At 59.3% G+C, this 20,814-nt stretch carries 13 protein-coding genes and 1 other annotated feature; of the genes, 4 read left to right on the plus strand and 9 right to left on the minus strand.

What is annotated here, in order from left to right; all coding sequences use genetic code 11:
* Positions 1–176: 176 nt before the first annotated feature.
* The 5 genes from KI236_RS05755 to KI236_RS05775 all read right to left on the minus strand — a co-directional run bounded on the left by KI236_RS05755 (position 177) and on the right by KI236_RS05775 (position 6,094).
* Positions 177–1,193, minus strand: coding sequence for a serine hydrolase domain-containing protein (locus KI236_RS05755; RefSeq protein WP_212820093.1), 1,017 nt, complete (start codon positions 1,191–1,193; stop codon positions 177–179).
* Between the two features lie 12 nt (positions 1,194–1,205).
* Positions 1,206–1,913: a cysteate racemase gene (gene cuyB, locus KI236_RS05760; protein ID WP_212820095.1), complete on the minus strand. Its 708-nt coding sequence runs from the start codon at positions 1,911–1,913 to the stop codon at positions 1,206–1,208.
* Between the two features lie 12 nt (positions 1,914–1,925).
* Entirely contained in the window at positions 1,926–2,966 is a 1,041-nt protein-coding gene (locus tag KI236_RS05765) for a DmpA family aminopeptidase (RefSeq protein ID WP_212820097.1), read from the minus strand.
* A gap of 106 nt (positions 2,967–3,072) precedes the next feature.
* The gene (locus KI236_RS05770; RefSeq protein WP_212820099.1) at positions 3,073–4,695 is read right to left on the minus strand and encodes an amidohydrolase; all 1,623 of its coding nucleotides are present in this window, start codon (positions 4,693–4,695) and stop codon (positions 3,073–3,075) included.
* Positions 4,688–6,094: an APC family permease gene (locus KI236_RS05775; protein WP_212820101.1), complete on the minus strand. Its 1,407-nt coding sequence runs from the start codon at positions 6,092–6,094 to the stop codon at positions 4,688–4,690. The genes KI236_RS05770 and KI236_RS05775 overlap by 8 nt, the downstream gene beginning before the upstream one ends.
* 319 nt (positions 6,095–6,413) lie before the next feature.
* Here KI236_RS05775 and bsh point away from each other — a divergent pair, with 319 nt between their 5' ends.
* On the plus strand, positions 6,414–7,409 hold the full coding sequence (gene bsh, locus KI236_RS05780; RefSeq protein WP_212820103.1) for a choloylglycine hydrolase: 996 nt from the start codon (positions 6,414–6,416) through the stop codon (positions 7,407–7,409).
* A gap of 373 nt (positions 7,410–7,782) precedes the next feature.
* Here bsh and KI236_RS05785 read toward each other — a convergent pair whose 3' ends face one another.
* Positions 7,783–13,038, minus strand: a complete 5,256-nt coding sequence (locus KI236_RS05785; RefSeq protein WP_228738117.1) for a CehA/McbA family metallohydrolase — start codon at positions 13,036–13,038, stop codon at positions 7,783–7,785.
* 535 nt (positions 13,039–13,573) lie between these two features.
* Between KI236_RS05785 and KI236_RS05790 the strand changes: the two genes are divergently transcribed.
* A complete protein-coding gene (locus KI236_RS05790; RefSeq protein WP_212820107.1) occupies positions 13,574–14,794 on the plus strand; it encodes a YibE/F family protein in 1,221 nt (406 codons plus the stop codon).
* Between the two features lie 272 nt (positions 14,795–15,066).
* Here the strand turns inward: KI236_RS05790 and KI236_RS05795 are convergent, their stop codons facing one another.
* The 3 genes from KI236_RS05795 to KI236_RS05805 all read right to left on the minus strand — a co-directional run bounded on the left by KI236_RS05795 (position 15,067) and on the right by KI236_RS05805 (position 16,159).
* Positions 15,067–15,303, minus strand: a complete 237-nt coding sequence (locus KI236_RS05795) for a hypothetical protein (RefSeq protein ID WP_212820109.1) — start codon at positions 15,301–15,303, stop codon at positions 15,067–15,069.
* Between the two features lie 93 nt (positions 15,304–15,396).
* Complete coding sequence (locus KI236_RS05800) at positions 15,397–15,603, minus strand: hypothetical protein (RefSeq protein WP_212820111.1); 207 nt, start codon at positions 15,601–15,603, stop codon at positions 15,397–15,399.
* A gap of 121 nt (positions 15,604–15,724) precedes the next feature.
* Positions 15,725–16,159, minus strand: coding sequence for a hypothetical protein (locus KI236_RS05805; protein WP_212820113.1), 435 nt, complete (start codon positions 16,157–16,159; stop codon positions 15,725–15,727).
* Positions 16,160–17,205: 1,046 nt separating this feature from the next.
* Positions 17,206–17,448, plus strand: a binding site (T-box leader).
* A gap of 40 nt (positions 17,449–17,488) precedes the next feature.
* Between KI236_RS05805 and asnB the strand changes: the two genes are divergently transcribed.
* Together asnB and KI236_RS05815 are read left to right on the plus strand one after the other, a co-directional pair.
* Complete coding sequence (gene asnB, locus KI236_RS05810) at positions 17,489–19,072, plus strand: asparagine synthase B (RefSeq protein ID WP_212820115.1); 1,584 nt, start codon at positions 17,489–17,491, stop codon at positions 19,070–19,072.
* A gap of 30 nt (positions 19,073–19,102) precedes the next feature.
* Positions 19,103–20,692, plus strand: coding sequence for a CTP synthase (locus KI236_RS05815; RefSeq protein ID WP_212820118.1), 1,590 nt, complete (start codon positions 19,103–19,105; stop codon positions 20,690–20,692).
* Positions 20,693–20,814 lie beyond the last annotated feature (122 nt).

Genomic DNA, 20,814 nt, shown 5'->3' on the forward strand with positions numbered 1-20,814 from the left:
ATAGCATATCCCAAGGGGAAAAGGAAGTATCAGCGTGGTGAAAAAGTCTTTTCGCCACGCTGATAGACTGTCGAAAAAACCTCCGGGTTTTTCCGGCAAAAGGATTGCAGTCTGCTGCGCGCATAATTTGTCCGCCTGTGACGGACAAATTATGCACTGGCAGCCTTAAAGTCTCTTTACTCCGCCGTTTCGATAAAGGCGGCCATATTCTCCAAAAAGTCCGCATCGGTCAGCTGGGCTGCCAGGTCATAGCACAGGGAGAGACCTCGGTCGCTGTTGGTGAGGACCACAAGACCGTCTCCGGTCCCTTTATCCCACAGGGCCAGGGACTTGAACCCATCGTTATCGCCCCAGTGCCACTGGAGGTCGGGATGCTTGCGCACCAGACCCACACCCAGGCCCCAGGCAATGGCCTCATCGGCGATGTTCTGCACGGAGCCCATCTGCTGATAGGTACGCTCCCGCAGCCAGCCCCGGCAGCGAAGCAGTCCGATGAGGAACCGGGCATAGTCCGAGGCGCAGGAATACAGCGACCAGGCGGCGTTGGGCTCGGGGGCATTGCCTGTAAGGTCAACGCCGCTGCGCACCCGGCAGGGCTTTCCCGCCGCATCGAAGCCCACAGAGATGGCACTCCCCACGGAGGGAGTCCAAAGCACGGCGGAGCGGCTCATGCGGAAGGGGACGAAAATATGCTCCTCAAACAGCTCCGGCAGGGTCTTGCCCGTGCGCTTTTCCGCCAAATGCTGCAGCAGATAGTAGCCCTGGCCGGAATAGCCGAAGGCCGTGCCCGGGGCAAAGAGCATGGGCATGGGGCGGCTGTGCCAATCGGGCAGGCCGGAGCCGTGGCTGAGAATGTGGCGGGGGGTGATTTTCTCGAAGTCTGCCTCCTCGGACCAGGGGATGCCTCCCAGCTGGGCGGCCACCGGCTCATCCAAAGGCAGGAGGCCCCGGTCCGCTAATTGCAGCGCAAGCACAGCAAACAGGGGCTTGGTCAGGGACGCACATTCATAGAGCGTGTCCTCCGTTACCCCCTCGCCCCCTTCGCCGCGAACGCCGCAGGTGACGGAGCCAAACGCCTCCCCGCCCCGTATCAGAGCCACACTGCACCCGGGAACGCCGAAGCGCTCCGCCTTTTGGGCGAGCAGGGTGGGGTCGGCGCAAAGGCGCTCTGCATTCGTAAGCAAAATACGCATAGAGGGGCCTCCTTAGTAGAGCTTTTTAACGGGATAACCGGCAAAGGCCACGGCGGCCTCGGCCAGGATCTGCGTGGGGTCCGCTACGGAATACGCCAGGGCGCACTGAGAAAAGACTATGGGCAGCTCCGTGCAGCCCAGGACAAAGCGCTCCGCTCCCTGCTCAAGCATAGCATCCAGGGTCTGCCGCAGGGCCGGGATGTCAATGGCGGCCAGGTTTCCGGCCTTCACCCCGTCATAGATGGCGGACATGACCCGACGCTGCCCCACGGCATCGGGCTTGACGACCTTTATACCCCGGTCCGCCAGAAGCGTCTCATAAATACCGGTGCGTATGGTGCCGTCTGTTGCCAGGAGGCCCACGGTGCCTATGCCCTCCCGCTCCAGGCTGTCCGCCGTCAGGCGGAGCATATGCAGCACCGGCAGGTCGGTGTGCCGGCAAAGCTCGTCATAAAACCAGTGGGCGGTGTTGCAGGGCATGGCCAGCACCTGGGCCCCGGCCCTTTCCAGGGCGTGGGCTGAGCGCACCAGCTGGGGCACCGGGTCCTCGCCGCCGCTGAGAATGGCCGCGGTGCGGTCGGGAATATCCGTATTGCAGTCCACGATCACATGGGGAAAATCCTGATCCCGGGCGGCGTCCGTGGCGTGGATGATCTTCTCGAACAGATCCACCGTGGCCAGGGGGCCCATGCCGCCGATGATGCCTATACTCTTTTTCATGGCAATTTCCTCTTACTTTTCTCCGGGCTTATAGAGGTCGGCCAGGCTCTTATAGTGGTTGCCTGCCCGGCCCGTTACGGCGGAGGCGTGGAGCATGGAGCTGATGATGGCCTCATCTACGCTCTCAATGGCCGCCCGGAACACCTCGTCGATATCCTCCTCGTAGACCAGGCGGATAGATTCCAGCCGGTCGCTGCTGTAATGGGCCAGCTTGTTGCCCGTGGTGAAAGCCAGAGCGATCTCGCCGCTGCCATTGCCGGAGATGCCGCCGGTGCGGGCAATGCCGGACTGGGCACGCTTGGCCACACGCTCCAACTGGCGGGAGGACAGGGGTACATCGGTGGCCAGGACTATGATGATGCTGCCCTTGTCCTTCAGCTCCGACTGCTCCTGCCGGTACAGCCGCTCGCCTACCGGGTCTCCTGCCACACGCAGGTCACGCAGGGTGCCGAAGTTGGTCATTACCAGGGCGCCCACGGTGTAGGTCTCGCCATAGAGATGGCAAAGCCGGGAGGCGGAACCGATGCCGCCCTTGAGGGAGTAGCACACCATGCCGGCGCCGGCGCCCACATCACCCTCGGCAAAGGTCTCCGATGCTGCCGCCAGAGCCGCACGGGCGTGCTCCTTGGTGACATGCAGGCCGCGGATGTCGCTGAGGCGGGCATCGTTGCACTCCATGACCAGGGAATTGACCGTGCCTGCATCCAGGCCGATGTCGTCGTTTCGCTCCAGCATATACTCCACCAGCGCCGTGGACACGGTGCCCACGGACAGGGTATTGGTCAGCAAAATGGGGGTCTCCAGGGTGCCCAGCTCCTGCACCTGGACCAGGCCGATGCTCTTGCCGAAGCCGTTAATAACATGGGCCCCGGCCAGGCACTTCTCGTGGAACACATCCCCTGTGTGGGGAATGATGGCGGTGACGCCGGTATGTATCTCCCCGTCGTGGATGGTCACCTGGCCCACACGAACACCCGGCACATCGGTAATGAGGTTGCGCTGACCGTGCTCCATGTAGCCGAAGGTCAGGCCGTATCTGCTCTCTACGCCCATAATCTTATTTCCTCCTAATTTCTTGCCTATAGCGACAAGAGGGCCGCCCGTTCAGCTCGCACAAACATACGCACTGAACGAGCAGCCCTGTCGCTTTTCGTAATCGTTATTTCTTATAAACTACCTTGCCGCCCACAATGGTCATTACGGGCAGGATGTCCTTGATCTCCATGGGATCCACGGTGAAAATATCCCGATCCAGCAGGACCATGTCCGCATAATAGCCGGGCATCAGGCGGCCCTTGACATCCTCCTGGAACTCCGCGTAGGCGCTCTCCTTGGTGTAGGCGTCAATAGCCGTTTCCACATCCACGCACTCGCCGGGATAGAAGCCGCCTGCGGGACGGCCCTGTCTATCCTTGCGGGTAACGGCCATGTAGATATTGGTGAAGGGGTTGCAGTCCTCCACAGGGCAGTCGGTGCCGTAGGACAGATGCACGCCCATGCGCAGAAGGGTGCCGAAGGCGTAGGAGGTGGAGGCCAGCTCCTTGCCGCACAGCTTTTCCACGATGTTCATGTCGTAATCCAGGAAAATGGGCTGGGCAAACACCAGAATATCGTCCTTGGCAATGCGCTCCAGCAGGGCGCGGTCGGTGATCTGGCAGTGGACAACGGCGTGGCGGAGCTTGTTCTTGCCGTCCACGAAGGCCCGCTCATAGCACCCCACGGTGCGGCGCACAGCCTCGTCACCGATGCAGTGGGTGATCACCTGCAGATTATGCTTCTTTGCCAGCTGGCAGTAGCGGTCCATATCCTCCACGCTGATCCACTCCAGGCCGTGGTTTTCCGGATCGTCCACATAGCCCTGGGACATGAGACCCGTGCGGGCGCCCAGGCTGCCGTCCTTGAACAGCTTCAGGGGGCCCAGGGTGAGCCAGGAGCCCTTCTTATACTCGCCCACGGCGTACTCGCCATGGGTCAGGTACTCCTCGAAATCCTTCAGGTTGTTGAAGCAGACCTGATGGCGATAGCGAACCTTGCCCTCGCCGTTATCATACATCTCGTGCAGCAGGCGGAAGGCAGCGGGGGTATCCAGGAAGGTGGTGCCCACATCGTTGCTCTGGACGCTGGTGAGACCGTGGGAAACCGCATAGTCCATGGCATCCCTCATGAACTCATGGCGCTCCTCCAGGGTGAACTCCGGGATAAGACGCTTGGCGATGTTGCAGCCGTTGCCGGTGAAGATGCCGTTGGGCACGCCGTTTTCATCGGTGAGGCAGTCCTCGCCCTTGCACTTGTCTATTTCGCCGGTGCTTTGCAGGATCTCCAGGAGCTTGCTGTTGACGGAAACAATGTGTCCGCAGACGCGCTCCAGCACGATGGGATAGTCGGTGCTGATCTTGTCCAGGTCGTGCCGGTCAGGCAGGCGGCCGCCGTCGGTGAAATAGTCCTGGTTCCAGCCGATGGCATGGAGACCGTTTTTCACACGCTGGGGGTGCTCCTGGGCAAACTTGCGGCACACCTCGATCAGCTCCCCGATGGACTTTACATCGGCAATCCGGGCCTGATTCAGCGTCTCGCTGAACTGGGCAAAGTGCATATGAGAATCGTTGAGACCGGGGATCATGGTCCGGCCGCCGCAGTCCACCCGGACGGCGTCGGCAGGGGCTTCGGAGAGCAGGGCATCGCTGCTGCCTATGCGGCGGATGATGCCGTCCTCAACCAAAACTGCCTGCTCATAATGACCCTTTTCCACATAGACCTTGGCATTATAATACAGCTCAGCCATCATTAGCCTCCTTATTCTCCGCCGCTTCCTTCTTCAGCTTACGGTCAAAGATCAGGTAAACAACGGCGCCGAGAGCGGGCACGGTGAAGCCGATGGAGCCCAGGACGGGATTCTCAATGGCGGAGTTGACGAACAGGGCCAGGAACACGATGGCGGTGAAGATGATGGACACGGGATAGAGCCACACCTTGTAGGGACGCTCGATATTGGGGAACTTCTTGCGCAGGATGGGCACAGCCAGAACGATCAAGACATTGAAGAGCATGTTGCTCAGCACCACCATGTCGGTCAGCTCGCTCAGGTTACGCAGCAGCACCAGGGCGCTGGAGATGACAGCCTGGACAAGGACGGGCACATAGGGGATCTTCTGCTTATTCAGCTTGGTGAAGCTCTTGAAGAAGTGGCCCTCCTTGGCCATGGCATAGTACATTCTGGGCTGGGCCAGGATGAGGCCGTTCATGCTGCCGAACATGGCCAGAACCATGCCCACGGTAACCACCACGGCACCTGCGCTGCCCAGCAGCTTCTTGGCAGCCGCCGTACCCAGATACAGGTCGCCGGCGTCGATCATGGAGGCGATCTCCTCGTGGGGCAGAACCTTCATGATGGCAAAGTTGAAGAGGGCGTAGAGAATCGTAACGCCGCCGATGCCGATGATAAGGGCCAGGGGCAGATTCTTGCGGGGGTTCTTCATTTCCTCGGCCACAGTGTTCAGGTTGGTCCAGCCCTCATAGGCCCAGAGGGAGGCCACAACGGCCAAGGCGATCATGCTGAAAACGCTGGTGTTGTTCTCGGCGGCATAGACGCTGGCAGAGCCAAAGGACAGGTCGGGGGTAACATGGCCGACAAACAGGGCTGCCAGCAGAATGATGGCAACGGGCACCATCTTGGCGATCATGGAGACATTCTGCACCACGGAGGCCAGCTTAACGCCCACCATGTTATAGGCGGTGATACCGAAGATGAGTACAACGGCGGCAATCTTGCAGCCGAAGTCGCTGAGGTGGAAAATGGGCTGGAACACGCCCATCAGAGCCAGGGCCAGAGCAGCCACGGAGCCGGGGCCGCCGATGAGCCAATCCACAAAGCCGTTCATGAAGCCCACGATGGGATGATAAGCCTCATTCAGGTAGACCACACGGCCACCGGACTGGGGCATTGCCGCGCCCATTTCCGCATAGGCCAGACCGCCAAACAGGGAAATGACGCCGCCGATAATCCAGCACAGCAGAGCCAGACCGCTGTTCATGCCCACACGCTGCAGCACATAGGCACCCAGGTAGAAGATACCGGAGCCGATCATGATACCAGCAATAATGCTAACACCACCAAAGGCACCTATTTCTCGCTTTAGTTCTGTTTTTTCTGTTGTCAGGTCGCTTATAGTTTCTTTTTTCATGAGATGCGCCTCCTTTTTTCGGCTATAAAAATAGCCTGTATGTAAATTTATTGTAAAATATTCCCGTTCTCAAAGGTGTTTATACTCGAAAATTTGGGGGTATTTTTATATAAACGCTTTATTAAACCCAATCAACACAGTGTTTTTTAGGGAGAAGGCCCGAACCCCTGTGCTGCATCGGGGCAAAAAAGTCTTTTTCCGTGCCGATTGCGTTATTGACAGCCCGGTATAATATAAGTAAGCATTGCAGGCCCACGACTCCACCCCGGAGCTTTGCAGGGCTTCCGGATGCCGAGACCGAACAGAGGAGGAACCGTTTATGTGTACCGCTGCCGCTTTTCGCTCAAAGGACTTCTATTTTGGGCGCACACTGGACTATGAATTTTCCTACGGGGACCAGGTGGTGATCCTGCCCCGGAGCTATCCCCTGCACTATTTGGAGCAGGAGACCCAGACCCGTCACTACGCCATGATCGGTATGGCCTGCGTGATGGAGGACACGCCCCTTTTTTACGACGCGGTCAATGAAAAGGGCCTTGCCATAGCGGGACTGAACTTCGTGGGCAACGCCTGCTACCATCCCCACGCCCCGGGCAAGGAAAATATCGCCCAGTTTGAGCTGATCCCCTGGCTGCTGAGCCAATGCGCCTCTGTGGCGGAGGCTCGGAAGCGCCTGGAGTGCATGAATATCCTGGACACGCCCTTCCGCCCCGGGCTGCCTGCGGCCCAGCTGCACTGGCTCATTGCCGACCGGGAGGGCTCCCTTACCGTGGAATCCGTGGCAGAGGGACTGATGATTTACGAGAATCCCGTGGGTGTTCTCACCAACAACCCGCCGTTTCCCATGCAGATGCAAAACCTGGCCAACTACCGCCACCTCTCCCCCGACCCTGTGGAGGCTACCTTCGGGCCGGGCCTGTCACTGCCGCAGTACAGCCGGGGCATGGGCGCTCTGGGGCTGCCGGGAGATCTTTCGTCCCAGTCCCGGTTTGTTCGGGTGGCCTTTACGAAGCTGAATTCCCGGTGTGGAGAGAGCGAGGAGGAGAGCGTCAGCCAGTTCTTCCACATTCTCGGCTCCGTGGACCAGCAGCGCGGCTGCTGCCATCTGGGAGAGGGAAAATACGAGATCACTCTTTATACCTCCTGCTGCAACACAGACCGGGGCATTTACTACTACACCACCTATGATAACCACCGCATTATCGGCGTGGATATGCACCGGGAGGACCTGGAGGGCGGGAGCCTTATCCGCTATGCCCCGGTTACAAAGGAGCGCATCCCCATACAGAATGCGCCTAAGGGGGACGGGGTGTAATATTGCAGCGGGGTGAACAGGCCTTTTGACATGATGACGCAAAAACGGTGCAACCGCAAGGGTTGCACCGTTTCTGCAAGGCTGTCGAAAAACCCTCCGGGTTTTTCCGGCAAAAGGTTTGCAGTCTGCTGCGCGCATAATTTGTGCGCCGTAGACACACAAATTCCACACTGGCAGCCTGAGAGGAATTTTCTCTCACGCACATGTCGCGAGAGAAAATGATTTTATTTCTTTGCCGCCTGCGGGCGGCAAACTCTGCGAGACTTTTTTGACACGATGACGCAAAAACGGTGCAACCGCAAGGGTTACACCGTTTCTGCGACTTATGGGAGGGGCATTTCGGATGCGCCCTCTTTTTCATTTTGCCCCGGAGTCAGGTCCGGCGCTTTTTTTGCCGGGTCAGAGTCACACCGGCCAGGGCGGTGAGAGCCATGAGACTGAGCCAGAGGGTCAGGTGCATGGTGTCGCCGGTGGCGGGAGTGAGGGTCTGGCCGCAGAGGTCACACTTACCGTCCTTATTGGCGTCCGTATGGCCCGTGGCCGGGAGGAGACGGGTCTCGGTTTCGCCGCAGGCGCACTTGCGCGTCTCCGCACCGGAGGCGGTGCAGGTGGCGGGGGTGGTGACGGTCCAGGCACCGAAGGCATGGGTGTGATCCGTGCAGATCACATCCGCGCGGTTGCTGATACGGATACGGGGGGCCATGGCGGTGCCATCGGAGAGGACGAAGGTATTGTCATAGGAGGCAAGGCCGGTGGCCTCGATGGCGCAGCCCACCTTCAGGTTCTGCACCTCGCTCTCGGGACAGATATAGCCGTCGATGAACACACGGGCTACCTTGCCCTGAGGATCCCGGACCAGAATGGTCTGGACCTTGCCCTCGGCCATCTCGATGGCGGTGACGATACCCTTGAGGGTGACCAGCCGGCCCAGCACGGAGCCGTCGTTGACCTGAGTGGAGGTGACGGTCAAGGGCGTAACGGGGGTGCCGTCACCGATCTTCTCGATCTTGGTCACGGCCAGCTGGCGCTCGCCCTGATAGGAGCTGGTGGTGCCGCTGACACGGACCCTGTCGCCGATCTTGAAGTCCCCTGCCACGGGGAAGCAGTTGATGCCGCCGGTCTCATCCTGGATATAGATGCAATCGAAGAAGGCGGTATCCTTATCGTGGCCGGAGGCGTTGGAGGTGACGATGCCCTCCACGGTGTACTTGAAGCCCTCCTCGGGCTGCTGATGGATCTGGTCGATGGTGCTGAGCTGCACGGGGTTGAGATAACTGACCAGATTCTCGCAGATGCGATAGTTGGAATAGTTCTTCTCAGCGCCGTTATCCAGCTGGGCCTGGACCTCGAAGTTGGACATGAAGGCCGCGCCGGAGACCACGATGAGGCCCTTGCCCGCCAGCTGCTCGGTGGCCATGACCAGCAGGCGGTTGTCGTTTTCGGCATAGGTGTACTTGGGAGTGCCTGCGCCGCCCTTGCCGTCCTTATCCACATCGATTGAATAGGTGGTGGCGTGGCCGTAGACCACAGGGGATACGGTGGCGGGGAGAGCGGAGGTAGGATTGCCGCCGGCATCCACGGCATAGATGGAGGCGCCGCCGTAGTGGCTGAAGCGCTCGGTGTACAGCTTGTCGTAGGGGTGGTCAGCGTCCACGATGACGCCGCTTGTGAGGAAGTTATCCGTGTTATAGGTGCTGAAGTAGAGTCTCCACTTATCCACACCGTCGGCGGCGCTGCGAACATCATCGTAGGTAGCATCGTCGCTGATGCGGAGGCTGGAGCCCAGGGCCTTCAGCACATCGTTCTGGGTCTCGGCCATATGCTTGATGGCGGGATTCTTCTGAATGACCTCGTAGTTCTCATAGTTGTCGCTCCAGCCGGCCAGGATGACCGTTCCCCCGGCGGCGTTGAAGGCAGCCAGGGCCTTGAGCTCCGCATCGGAGTAGGTCTTGGGGTCCTTTTGGGCATCCGCCAGGCGGCGGCTGGGGGCGGTGAGGATGAGAGCCTTATACTTGGGATTGGAGCAGGCAGCGATGAGATCCGCACCGGTGTTCAGCTGAACGGTACGGACGCTGTGGTCTGCGGCGAGATTGCCGAAGTTGCCCATGCTGTCCTTATAGTTGCCGGACACATACTCATTATAATGAGAGGCGTCGATGCCGATGTAGACCAGGGAGTCGGCATTCAGAACATCCAGGCCGACGGTCTTGGTGAAGGTGTACTCGTTATTCCCCTGCTCCACCACGGCGGTGACCTGCACGGTAAAGACCCGGGCGGCGGTGGGGGTATACTTGAAGGGCACATCCAGGGTGCTGCTCTTGGCGAGGGTATAGCCGGTCTTATCGGTGCCGATGACGGTGCCGCCGATGCTGTAGGTCAGGGACTTGATGGTGGCATCGCTATCCTCACTATTGAAGAAGGTGGTGGTGAGAGTCAGCTCCTCGTCGGTGACGGGGGTGGCGGTACCGCAGACCATGTTGGAGATACCCAGCTTCAGGCTCTCGCCCACCCACACAGGGGAGGTGACGGCCAGGTCGCCGTCTTTCTGGGTGACACGGATGAAGTAGTAGCTGTAGCTGGGGTCCAGAGTGGCGGAGAGCTTGCCGCTCCTGAGCTGGGCGGCGTTATCCCAGGTGTAGGCCACCTTACCGGAGTTGGCCACCACCTCCACCTTGGCGATGGAGTCGGAGGCGTCGGGATCGTTGACGGTGACCTCGACATTCAGCTTATCGGGGATCTCGGTGATGCTGGAGCCCATCATAAGCCCGTTGACGGTGTAGGTCAGCTCCAGATTCTTATCCTCGGTGGCATACATACGCAGAGCGCGGATGGCCTCGTAGATGCCCTGCTCGCTGAAATCGTCGGTGAGGATAACATCCCGGGCATCGTTGGCATTGCCCCACTTGCCTTTGTGGTTATCCTGGTTGTTGGTGGGGGCCAGGTGCCAGCCCTTATCCAGCGCCATGATGTACTGCTCATAGCTGGGATAGTAGCCGCCGGCGCCGATGGCACCCTCGCCGTTACCCACCTCCACCATGTACATACGGCTGTCGATGACGGGATCCCAGTAGTTGAAATCCTTGAAGTTGCCGAAGGTGGTGCCGGGGTGGTTGAACTGGCTGATGGAGGTTGCGCCCTCGGCCTGGCTCAGCAGGGCGTAATAGGCCTTCATGCCCGCATCATCGGTCTTATTATTCAGGGTCTTATTGTTGCGGGAGACGATGCCGGGGGTATTGAAGGTGTTGATATGGCCGGGGCCGCCGGACCAGGTCATCTCGAAGCCGCCGATGGCCACCATGCTGCCGGCGTTGTCCTCGTTGAACTTGGCGATGGTGTCCTTGTAGGTCTTCCAGCTGTGGTTGGCATCGGAATCCTTGACCAAGGAGGTGTCATAGAGGGCGGCCTCCACATTGGGGCTGGAGGAGGAGTCGAAATAGTTGGAGTGGTCGGTGAAGGCCACGAACTGGACATTGGCGCTGGCAGGCAGATTCTCCACATAGCGCAGCGCGTCGGTCAGGGGACCGGCACCGTCGGAATACTGGGTATGGCTATGGAGCTGGCCGAAGTAGTGCTGATACTTTGTGGCGCCGACGGTGAAGAACCAGGTGATGCTGGCGCTCTTGCCATCGGCGCGCCTGACCGTCACCGTGACCTCGGTACGGCCCTGGGGCAGGTCGGCAGCGGGGGTGTAGGTGACGCGGCTATTTTTATAGGTGGCTGTCACGGTCTTGCCGCCCACGGTCATGGTGACGGTGGGGTTCTGGCCGGCATTATCCAGGGCCACAGAGATGGTGGGGCGCTTATTCTCGCCGGTCTGGCTGCCCCGGGCAGGGGTGGGATCGGCAAGGACGGGCTCGTCCTTGACGGTGATCTCAGCGGCGGCGGAGATGGGAATATACTTATTGTCCGCGCCCTTGATGTTCACGGTGAGCTTATCGCCCGTGACGGAGGCGGCGGGGATGGTGACGGTGTAGGTGCCATCCTCGCCCTTCGTGACGCTGAGGGATGTGCCATTGAGCTTGGCGGTGATGTCACCCCGCACGCCGAAGGGGGCGTCCACGGTGAAGGGGAAAGAATAGTCCGTGCCCACATAGGCATCGGGCAGGTCGCCCAGGATCACGGCGGGGTTATTCACGACGCCGTCCGAGATCGTACCCGGGCCCACGGGGTAGAAGGAGAAGGAGTAGATGGTGTAGTCGGTGACATTATACATGGAATAGACCTTGAAGCTGTCACTGTAATACTCCAGCCACTGACTGTACTTGCCGCTAAATTTGGCGGTGCGGTGCTCCATCTCGTAGCCGCCTACGCCGCCGGAGCAGGTGCGCAGGAGCCAATCGGCATCGTCGCTGGCGGTGGCGCTATAAAAAGCGTTGTTGCCGGTGCCGCCCGCGCAGAGGTAGCCGTAGGTCTTGTTATAGAAACGGTAGTAGTCTCCGCTTTTTTCCACGGTGAACACGGCGGCGCCGTTGGCGCAGGCAGCCTTGCCGTCTTTAATGGTGGCGGCGGCCTTGTTGATGGCGGGGCTGGTTGCATTATCGTTCTGCGCAGCCAGGACAGCCTGGGCATTCTGATTGTAGATGACCACCTGGTCGCCGGGTTTGGGGAGACCGGCGGAGGGCTGGTCGGAGTCGATCACCAGGTAGAGCTGCTGGGCGAAGAGGGCTTCGTTATTCCCTATATTATAGTAGCTGCTCCAATTGCCCTTGTCCGCGTACCACTCGATGTAGTTATTGCGGACGGTATTCTGAATATAGAAGCAGTCCTTGGTGGCGGCGGGGGTGATCTTCCAGCTTTGGTTGACCTCGTCCAGGGGCGTGCTGGTGAATTTTGCGCCCATGGCCAGCTTCTTACCATCGGCGGTGGCGAAGGTGTAGGTGCCGTCGGCGTTGACGCCGAGAGTCCATTTATCGGCGGCGGTAAAGCCCTCGAGCTTGCCGTCGGTCAGGGTCACATCGGTGCCTTTGTTGTAGAAGCCGTTGTACTCTGTGGACAGAGTTTTCCCATTGGCGGGGTTGAATACCACTACGGTGTCGCCGTCCTGCAGGGTGGTCAGGTCCGTGACGATGCCGCTCTGGCGGGCGGAAACGGTGTCCAGCTTGTAGAGGGTGAAATTGCAGGGATAGCTATCGGCATAGCCGGAAATAGTCTTGTTCTTATATGCTCTGTACTTATTGTCAGCGCCGGTATTTCCGGCCAGCTTCACGGTATCGGTGCCTTGGCCCGAGAAGGTGAAGGTGCCGTTGGCAAAAGCAACGGCCCACTTGTAGTCGCCTTTCTTAATGCCGTTGTTGTTGCCGCCCGAAGGGGCAATGGATGTATTGCTGGCATCGGTAAGGACAACACCGTCTGCACTTACGGTGATGGTCCATATACCCTCGGATGCTGTGGCTGTGTCACCGTTGACCGCAACGGTCGTCTTGGTGACCCAGTTGCCGCTGAGTTCTTTGGGCGAGCAGCCTTTTTCGTCTACCAGCACATACTGGCCGGTGACTAGCTCATCGCCGGATTTGACCTTTTTGAAGGTCTTTGCCGTCGCATCTGCCGCAAGCACCGCCGCGGGCAACAGCGACAGCAGCATGACCAGCGCCAGCAGAACGGACAGAAGCCGTCTGCTATGTCCTCTCATTTTCAAATATGATCCCTCCTTTTCATTTTGCACGGCGGTCTGCCCCCGGCCCGGGCAGGCGGATCCGTTCTTTCATCATAAAGCCACTATGAAAAATCCGAAACCGCTCTTTTGTAAAACCTGCGCGAAGTACGCAGAGACAGAAAAAGCCGCCTGCCCCAACTGCGTGGGGAGACGACCCTGCACAACCGCTGCAAGAAATGCTACTTAGAATTCCGTCGACCAGGACAGCAGGCTGTGAAGGATGCCGGGAAACGAGAGCAAACTTTTCGTGGTAATGAGGATATTTTACCATATTCGGATAGGGATTGCCACCGTTTTTTTTATTTTAGTGAAAAACAGAGGGAAAGCAACGTTTATATTGTGGAAAATATCCAAATTCGTTCGCTGGATTCGGTCTCTGCAATGGAGAGGGACGCCCTTTCCGGGTTTCCCTCCGTACCGTTATCGCAAGTTCTGCCACTTTATCGGCAGCCTCCTTGACATCGGGGGGAGAAATTGCTATGCTGAAAAAAAAGACACGGAGGTCTCCCCTATGAAGAAAGTCAAGGGAAAAAGCACACGACCGGAGGCACGGGACTGGTGGCGCAAAAACCGGCTGAGCTGCCTGATCCTGGCGGCGGCGGTGGTGCTGTTTTTCGCTGTGCGGGCGGCGGCGGTGAGCCGGGAGCCGTCCCAGAGCCGGGGCGAGGATTACGCCGAATATGAGCGGGGCGTGATTACGGATGTTTTGGCCGACAACACCGAAACGGACGAGGTTTCCGACGGGGGATACCGGGGTGAGCAGCTGCTGCTGGCCACGGTGCGCACAGGGCAGTACAAGGGCGAGACCATGCAGGTGTCCAACTTCGTGGGGCCGCTGTACGGCCAGCCGCTGCAGGTGGGACAGTCGGCGGTGCTGCTGATCTCCACCTATGCGGACGGGACCCACACGGCCACGGTATACGAATACAACCGGGCGGTGGGTCTGGCGGTGATCGTGGGGCTATTCCTGCTGGTGACGGTGGCCGTGGGCGGCAAGGTGGGCGCTAAGTCCCTGATTGCCCTGGCGGTGACACTGGCGTGCCTATTCTATGTGCTGATCCCGCTGCTGATGAAGGGGGCCCCTACCCTGGTGACGGTATTTTTGGTATGCGCATACATCACCGTTGTAACGATGGTCATACTGGGCGGCGTGTGCCGGAAAACCGTGTGCGCGGCATTGGGGACTATTGCGGGAACGGCGCTGGCCCTGCTATTCGGCCTGCTGGCACAGGGAATCCTGCACATTGACGGGCTCAGGCTAACGGATGTGGAGCCGCTGCTCCAGCTGCGGCAGACGGGCACCCCCCTGGGCCTGCGGGGCCTGCTGGTGGCGGGGGTGGTCATCAGTGCCCTGGGGGCGGTGATGGATGTGGCCATGAGCATCTCCTCGGCCCTGACGGAGGTACACGCAGTGGCCCCGGGCCGCAGCGGACGCGACCTTTTCCGCTCGGGCATGAACATTGGACGGGACATGGTGGGCACCATGACCAACACGCTGATATTGGCCTTTTTGGGCAGCGGGTTTTCCTTTATCCTCTACCTCTGCTCCCTGGGGCTGAATCTCCGGCAGCTTATCAGCTCCCCGTATGTGGCCACGGAGGTCATCAGCGGCGTGGCCAGCAGCGTCGGCGTTATATTGGCGGTGCCGCTGACGGCGGCGATCACGGCGGCCATCGTAACGCGGGAAAAAGCCGTCCCCTCGGCGGCGGAAAAGGCCGCAGAGGGAAAGTAAATACGCAAAAAGCAGCGTACCGAAGGCTCCATTCGGTACGCTGCTTTTTTGCGGCGGGTGAGGGCGGATTGCCACGGGCGCAGAGCGCCCTCGCAATGACAGGTTAGAAGAAATGCGGTGCAAGCCCGGGCGGCGGGGTGAGGGCACCCCGCCCTACCACTTTATCGGCAGTCTCACGGGCAGGGCAGAGCCCCGCCCCTACGCATAACAGGTTAGGAAGCGGTTTCGTCGTTGCCTATGCAGAAGGCAGGGGGAATGCTTGAGGAGAGATTCTACTCCCGGGGAGGCACTGCGGAATCTCCTGCATTCTTAAGAATACTTTTGAGGTTCAGAAGAATGCAGGTAGGTGCAGCTATACCCAGGGCAATCAGGATAGCTTGCAGCTTGAGCGGCATCTCAGCATCCGTGGCCCAGTAGTACGCGCACACAAGGGCTATTGCATACAGGACAATGCACGCAAGGATGATTTCTTTTCTGCACCAGGGAATGTCGTGTCTTCTCTTTTTCATACAGGCCTCCGCCTCCTTACCGTTATCGTAATTCCTACCACTTTATCGGCAGTCTCACGGGCAGGGCAGAGCCCCGCCCCTACGCACAACAGGTTAGGCAGCGGTTTCGCTATTTTTGCGCTTCTTTCGGAAATAGGCCCGGAGCAGCTTAAAATACTCAATGGCAGCCAGGAGGAGGAAAGTGCCGATAAAAAAGTATTCCATAAAAAACCAGTCATGAAAAGTATCAAGAATGCGGGCGCATTGCAGGGCAGTGTAAATGCCCGCGGCGCAGAGGAGCAGTTTGTCGGCTAAACGCATAAGGGTCTCCTTTCGACGCAAAAGCGCATGGTTTTTCTCCGTTTTGTTTGTTAATTATACAATATGCTTCGCTTTAATGCAATGAAAAATTGGAATTTTTGTTAAATCATTGGGTGAGCGCTTATTGGAAGCTGTTTTCGTAGATGTCCACAAAGCCGGTGACGAAACGCGCCTGCCGCAGTTCTTCTTCGGTGCCCTCCGTAAGCTGCCAGCCGTACATCCCATAGAGATTATAGGTGTAAGGGGTAAGGGGCAACATATACAGTTCTTTTTGGACAGCCCAGATGCCCTCACCGTAATGGGTGCGCAGAGCCCGGAGGGCCCTGGCGGGGTTTTTGAAGACGGCCATGCCGTCCTCGTCCGCGCCGATGGCAAAGGCGTCATCAACGGCCAAAAACCGTGCCGTGTCCACCTGGCCCCGGCAATTGCCGCTGCCGACGATATATTCCTGGGTGGCGGGATTCTTCACAGGCCGCCATGTGGTGAAAATTGCAATGAGCAGCACGATAACAGCGGCCAGGGCGGCCCATTTCCAGTGTTTTTTCAGAGTTTTCATGGCAGTACCTTCTTTCTTCATGGTGTGTTTGAGTGAACGGAGCGCAAGGGCGCTCTGTTTTTCGCTTTTAGGGGTTATATTTGTATCATATCGTTCTTTTGATTACAATACAAGGGTAGGAAATTTACAATTTTGTTAAAAAGCATTTACAAGAATTCAGAAAAGGGGCGGGCGACCGCGAGGGTCGCCCCTACGGAGAAGCGGGAACGGGCGGGGTAGAACCCCGCCCCTACGGAGGGTTACAAGAGGTGCGGTGAGCGGGCCGATGTGGGGAGCGAATCGAGCGCCGCCGGTGGCGGATGAAGCGAGATGAGCGAGTGGCCGCGGTCAAAATTTTAAGCGGCAGCCGTAAGGCAGCGCAGAAATTTTGGGCACCGCAACAGGGTCATCGGCCCCTACGAAAGCGCAGCAAGAAGTTCGGTAAACAGGCCGCCGGGGACGCCGACCCCTACGGAGGGTTACAAGAGGTGCGGTGAGAGCGGTATCCCCCAGTCACGGCTTTGCCGTGACAGCCCCCTTTAGGCAAGGGGGCCGTGGGGACGGGGGACGCGGATTGCCACAGCCAGTGTGCGCACTGGCTTCGCAATGACAGGGTTTTTGCAAGGGGTGCGGTGGGGAATCGACGGGCGGGCAGAGGCGTCCGCCCCTACGGAGGGTTTACCGATAGGATTTCGTAGGGGGCGATGCCCACATCGCCCCGCGTCCGTTACAAGAGGTGCGGAAGAACGGGCGGGGTAGAACCCCGCCCCTACGGAGGGTACAAGAGGTGCGGTGAGCGGGCCGCCGGGGATATGCAGGAGGGGCCTTCCTTTGGATTTTTGGGCAAAAAAATACCCGCTTCAAAAGCGGGATCAATCTTACCATACTACGGCGGCGGTGACAATGCAAGAAAAAATTTTGCCGGAGGGGAAATTTTGTCACATAATATGATCTTTTTTTAACAATGGGGCAAAATATTCGGCACATGGAACATTGACGGATGGGGCCCGGGGCGGTAGAATCGGAACATATTTTTCAGGCGGACGATCGCTTTGAAAACCATACTTCCAAATGCAGAGAACGAGACAAGTAGCGCAGCCACTCGGCCACAGCGAGGAGGGGACGGTGGGAGCCCTCCGCACAGAAGCGGCGCGAATAACACTCGGGAGCAGCGATCTGAACGGCTTCGGCTCAGTAGGAAAGACGCGGCGTGCGGCGTTAATGCACAGGGGCTTGCCTGAGCCCCGCAAAGCGGCTGAAAATTCAGCAAATTAGGTGGCACCACGGATGCGCAGCGATTCGTCCTAAAATTTTTAGGAATCGCTGCCACTATTTCGGAGGTGTTTTTTTATGTGCGCAATCATGGGCTTCACATCCCCCAGCCTGACGGCTCAGACCGTTCGTCCGTTCTTTGACAGGACCCTTTCCCGAGGGCCCGACCAGAGCCGCATCGAGCCTGCGGGCACCGGGCAGCTATGCTTTCACAGGCTGGCCATTATGGGTCTGCAGGAGGAGGGCATGCAGCCGTTCCACCTGGGCGGCGACATGGTGGTATGCAACGGGGAGCTATACGGCTTCCGGCCGCTGAAGCGGGAGCTGGAGAAGCGGGGCTTTACCTTCCGCAGCGAGTCCGACTGCGAGCTGATTCTGCCGCTGTACCAGGAGTACGGGCTGGATATGTTCCGGCGGCTGGACGCAGAATTTGCCATGATCATCTACGACCACAAAACCGACAGCCTCATCGCCGCCCGGGACCCCATCGGCATCCGGCCCCTGTTCTACGGATATCTGGACGACGGGAGCATCATCTTTGCCAGCGAAGCTAAGAACCTGGTGGGCCTGTGCAAGGAGATCTGCCCCTTTCCTCCGGGGCACTACTACGCCTACGGACGCTTCGTGCGCTATGCTGACCTGACCACCGTGACCCAGTACAGCACCGACGACCTGGACACAGTGTGCAAAAACATCCGGGAAAAGCTCATTGCCGCCGTGGAGAAGCGGCTGGACGCCGACGCGCCCCTGGGCTTTCTCCTCTCCGGCGGCCTGGACTCCAGCCTGGTGTGCGCCATCTCCGCCAAGCTCCTGGGGAAGAAGATCCGCACCTTTGCCATCGGCATGGACTTAGACCCCATTGACCTGAAATACGCCCGGGAGGTGGCCGACTTCATCGGCGCGGAGCACACGGAGGTCATTATGTCCCGGCAGCTGGTGCTGGACACCCTGGAGGAGGTCATTTCCCTGCTGGGCACCTACGACATCACCACCATCCGGGCCAGCATGGGTATGTATCTGTGCTGCCGGGCCATCCACAGGCATACGAACCTGCGGGTGCTGATGACCGGGGAAATTTCCGACGAGCTGTTCGGATACAAGTACACCGACTTTGCCCCCTCCCCGGAGGCCTTCCAGCAGGAGGCCAAGAAGCGGGTGGATGAGCTGTATATGTACGATGTGCTCCGGGCGGACCGGTGCATCTCCTCCAACTCTCTGGAGGCCCGGGTACCCTTCGGCGACCTGGACTTTGTGAAATATGTGATGTCCATTGACCCGAAGCTGAAGATGAACTCCTACAACATGGGCAAATTCCTGCTGCGGCGGGCCTTTGAAAAGGATCACATCCTGCCCGACGACATCCTCTGGCGGCAGAAGGCGGCCTTCTCCGATGCGGTGGGGCACTCCATGGTGGACGACCTGAAGGCCTTCGCCGAGGACATGTACACGGATCGGGAGTTTGAGCGCAAGCGCAAAACCTATGACTTTGCCACTCCCTTTACCAAGGAATCCCTGCTGTATCGGGAGATATTTGAGAAGTACTACCCCGGTCAGGCCCGGATGGTCAAGGACTTTTGGATGCCCAACCGGGAATGGAAGGGCTGCGATGTGTCCGATCCGTCGGCTCGGGTGCTGTCCAACTACGGGGAGAGCGGAAAATAAAGCATAAGGCGTTTGGGGAGGTATAGTGGAATGAAGTACATTTTTGTCACCGGAGGCGTGGTTTCGGGCCTGGGCAAGGGCATATGCGCGGCGTCCCTGGGACGGCTGCTGAAGCAGTGCGGGCTGCGGGTGAAGAACCAGAAATTTGACCCGTATCTCAATGTGGATCCGGGGACCATGAGCCCCTATCAGCACGGGGAGGTCTTTGTCACCGACGACGGTGCGGAGACAGACCTGGATCTGGGGCACTACGAGCGGTTCGTGGACGAGGCCCTGGACGCCAACGCCTCCATTTCCTCGGGAAAAATCTACTGGAGCGTGCTGAACCGGGAGCGCCAGGGTGGCTACCTGGGCGGCACGGTGCAGATCATTCCCCATGTGACCGACGAGATCAAAAATCGGGTGTACGCCATGGATGACGGGAACACGGATGTGGTCATCACGGAGATCGGCGGCACCGTGGGCGACATTGAGAGCCAGCCGTTTCTGGAGGCCATTCGCCAGGTGGCCAAGGAAAAGGGCAAGGAAAATGTGCTGTATATCCATGTGCCGCTGGTGGTGTCCATCCCCGGCAGCGGAGAGCTGAAGAGCAAGCCCACCCAGCACTCGGTGAAGGAGCTGCTGAGTCTGGGCATTCAGCCGGACATTCTGGTGTGCCGCACAGACAGCCCCCTGACAGAGGACATTCGGCGAAAAATCGCCCTGTTTTGCAATGTGGAGGAGGACTGCGTCATCGCCAACACCACCGCCTCCACCCTATACCAAGTGCCGCTGCTGCTGGAAAAGGAGGGGCTGTGCGCGGTGGTATGCCGCAAGCTGGGACTGGGCAGCGGCGTGCCGGACATGACAGACTGGCAGGCTATGGTGGAAAAAATCTTAGGGGCACACCGAAGAGTGGAGATCGCTCTGGTGGGCAAATACACCGGGCTGCACGACGCCTACCTCAGTGTGGCGGAATCGCTGTTTCACGCAGGGACGGCCTGCGACGCCAAGGTGGACATCCGCTGGGTGGACTCGGAGACGCTGACGGAGGAGAATGCGGCCCAGATGCTGGCCGGCTGCGGGGGCGTGCTGGTGCCCGGGGGCTTTGGCGACCGGGGCATTGAGGGAATGATCGCCGCTGCCCGGTATGCCCGGGAGAATCGGGTGCCGTATTTGGGTATTTGCCTGGGGATGCAAATTGCCGTCATTGAATTTGCCCGGCATGTGGCCGGATGGGACGACGCGGACAGCACGGAATTCACCACCCGGACGGCCCACCCGGTCATTGACCTGATGCCCGAGCAGGTGGGCGTGACCGCCAAGGGCGGCACCATGCGCTTGGGACGCTATCCCTGTGTACTGGCAGAGGGGAGCCGGGCCCGGGCAGCCTACGGCACGGCGGAGGTCTTTGAGCGGCACCGCCATCGCTACGAGTTCAACAACCAGTTCCGCACGGAGCTGGAGGAGGCGGGGCTCAGGCTCTCGGGTCTGTCCCCGGACCGGCAGCTGGTGGAGATCGTGGAGGAGCCGGGACACCCGTGGTTTGTGGGGTGTCAATTCCACCCGGAGTTTCTCAGCAGGCCGGACAGGCCGCACCCGCTGTTTTGGGGGTTTGTGGCGGCGGCGCTGGAGAAGTAACGGCGTATTAGAATTATGGTACGGCGGGGTGAGGGCCCCGCCGCTTTGTGCGGAAAGAGGTGCGGTACAAAACCGGCGGGCGGGGTAGAACCCCGCCCCTACGGAGGGTTACAAGTAGTGCG

This window comes from Vescimonas fastidiosa (assembly GCF_018326305.1).
Classification (GTDB): Bacteria; Bacillota; Clostridia; order Oscillospirales; family Oscillospiraceae; genus Vescimonas; species Vescimonas fastidiosa.